The organism is Mycobacterium montefiorense (assembly GCF_025823255.1).
In the GTDB taxonomy this organism is placed as follows: domain Bacteria; phylum Actinomycetota; class Actinomycetes; order Mycobacteriales; family Mycobacteriaceae; genus Mycobacterium; species Mycobacterium montefiorense.
Genome location: NZ_JACKVL010000004.1, coordinates 1 through 1,126 on the forward strand (window position 1 = coordinate 1; position 1,126 = coordinate 1,126).

Annotated in this window: 2 protein-coding genes; both read right to left on the reverse strand. The window is 65.4% G+C overall.

Going from position 1 to position 1,126, the window contains the following annotated elements:
- A partial coding sequence (locus H7K34_RS01815) for a PPE family protein (protein ID WP_264059256.1) occupies nucleotides 1-923 on the reverse strand: 923 nt, incomplete at its 3' end.
- An 87-nt stretch (nucleotides 924-1,010) separates the two neighbouring features.
- Complete coding sequence (locus tag H7K34_RS01820) at nucleotides 1,011-1,109, reverse strand: hypothetical protein (protein ID WP_372510665.1); 99 nt, start codon at nucleotides 1,107-1,109, stop codon at nucleotides 1,011-1,013.
- Nucleotides 1,110-1,126: the final 17 nt, after the last annotated feature.

The following is a 1,126-nucleotide window of genomic DNA, read 5'->3' on the forward strand; positions in this document are numbered from 1 at the left end:
CCGGCCAGGCCCTTCGGCGCAGCAGAAGCCGCACTGGCCACCGCACCCCCGAGTTGCCCGGTACTTTTGGCGATCTGCACACCGCTGTTACCCATACCCACGCTGAAGTACGGCAGACCCTCTAGGTTGTAGGCGATGCCGGCGAAGGGGCTTATTCCGTTGACGAATGTCGCGAAGCTGCTGGGCAAAACGGTCTGCCCAGTCAACAGGAACCACAGCTCGGTGAACGGGTCGGTGGCAGACGTGGCGGTAGCCGCCGCAGGGGTAGCCGCGGCCGCCAGCGTCTTGGGCGTCTGCTCGATCGCACTCGCCGTCGTGTTGCCGGCGTTGCCCGCCGCAGTCCCCGACGCCGACGAGACCGCGGCGTCCTGCTTGGCCTGAGCGTCCTGGGTAGACACCTCCGGTGCCGACTGGAACGGGGTGAGCTTGGTCGCGGTCGAGGACTGGGCCGCGTAGTTGTACAACGTGCTCGCATCCTGGGCCCACATCTGCCCGTATTGCGACTCCAGCTGGGCGATCACGTTGGTGTTCTGGCCCAAGACGTTGGTTTGCAACGCTTGGGTCAACAGAGCCCGATTTTGCGCGATCAGCGGTGGGGGCACCACTGAGGCGAACGCGGACTCAAACGCCGCCGCCGCCGAGGCCAGCTGCTGGGCGGTCTGCTCGGCCTGAGCCGCGGTGGTCTTCATCCACGTCACATACGGCGTGAGCGCCTGGACCGCCGCGGCCGAGGCAGGCCCCAGCCACTCCTCGCTGGACAGCTGAGTGATCACGTTGTCGTAGCCCAACGCGGCCGAATTCAGTTCCGCGCCAAGGTGTCGCCATGCCGAGGCCGCTGTCGTCAATGACGTCGAGCCGGCGCCCGCGTATAGACGTGCCGAGTTAACCTCTGGCGGCAACGCCCCAAAATCAACCAACGACATGCCGTGGCCTCCTTAATGCTGGAAGAACAGAATAATCCTGGAATGAGCTCGCACGGTCCCGTCGGTGGACCAGGCATTCGGCGCGGTTCATCCGGCGGATGGTGGTCGGACGAGCACGTTTCGTTTGAAGCCGTACTTGTGGGTGAAGCCTGCGGCGCCGCGTCGTCCTGCGCCGGTCATTGGCATGCCTTGCAGGACGCCGT